A 1,253-nucleotide genomic window follows, 5' to 3' on the forward strand; every position below is an offset into this window, starting at 1 on the left:
TTGACTGTCCACGTTGCCTCTTTGCTTACAGCCTTAGGGGCATCGTTGGTGACGGTCACTTTGACTTTGTTCCCCACAAGCTCCTTAGCTTGATAGGTCAGGCTAAGGTTCGTCAGGGACGCTAGCGGGATAGAGGCACCACTCTGTACGCTCTTACCGAGGAAGAGGAGCGTGCCTACTGTCTCGTCATAAGCAAAGCTGACGCTATACTTTGTCGGACGTGGGCACTCCACCTCTTGCTCTGTTATTAAGAGCTGGGTGGTCACCATCTGTCCCTCACGCTCTATCTGAGCTTGTGGCGGGGTGCAGGAGACGGAAAAATCCACCTCCTGCTCCTGAGGCTTAAGGTCATCCTTGCAACTACTCGCAAAAAGCAGAGCTGATAGAGAGACTAGAACGAGAGAAAATGTTTTGATTATCTGTTTCATTGTATATGTTATTTAAGAGTGAGTTATTTACGTGTTTACTTACTTGGGCGTGAAGTGGAACTTGACTTAGGAACCACGGGTACAGAAACATCGTCGGCGGGGGACGGAGCCTTCTTGGTGAAGGTGACGCGCACAGTGGTGTTGCGGTTAATAGAGAAGCTCTTACCGAAAAGCGGATCCCAGCCGTCGGCTTCCAATGAGACCAACTTCCACCCATCGGCTGGAGTAGCGATGAGCGTCACCTCTACGCCACAAGGTACATGGTTGATGCGAGACGGATCTATCTCAAAGGGATCTATCTCAATGGTCGGAACGCCAGAGCCATAGAGGGAAGCGGGTTTGACGGGTTTCATGGGGGCAACGACAACTTTGCCCTCACCTTCCTTGAGAAGCCCGATGGTGTAGGAGCAGATCTCAAGAGCCTTCTCCTCGAAGATGACTCGCACCATCGTGTTCTCAGTCACGACAAAGCTCTTCTCTGTCGTTATATCCTTGCCGTTAGCCGTGATGCTCTTAACCTCCCAGCCATCGGCAGGTTCAGCGGAGACCGTCAGCTTAGCCCCCGTTACAACGGCACCTAAGTTGTCCGCTCCTGATATAGCGACCTTACCGTCACCCTCCTTAACGAGCGTGACAGTGTAGGTCTTAGGAGGTAGTCGCTTGAAGACTACCTTAACAGTCGTGTTACTCGTAACCACAAAAGACTTGTCAGTTGTAATGTCCTTGCCGTTGGCTGTGATGATCTTCACTTCCCAACCTTCGGCAGGGACAGCGGAGACCGACAGCTTAGACCCCGTCACAACGGCACCTAAGTTGTCCGCTCCT

At 51.9% G+C, this 1,253-nt stretch carries 2 protein-coding genes; both read right to left on the reverse strand.

Annotated elements, in window-relative coordinates; genetic code table 11:
- Positions 1-428: hypothetical protein (locus PORUE0001_RS09290; protein ID WP_007366187.1), on the reverse strand; the 428-nt coding region annotated here is incomplete at its 3' end.
- A 35-nt stretch (positions 429-463) separates the two neighbouring features.
- The coding region (locus PORUE0001_RS09295; protein ID WP_007366188.1) for an InlB B-repeat-containing protein at positions 464-1,253 on the reverse strand (790 nt) is incomplete at its 5' end.

The sequence above is a fragment of the Porphyromonas uenonis 60-3 genome, from assembly GCF_000174775.1.
Classification (GTDB): domain Bacteria; phylum Bacteroidota; class Bacteroidia; order Bacteroidales; family Porphyromonadaceae; genus Porphyromonas; species Porphyromonas uenonis_A.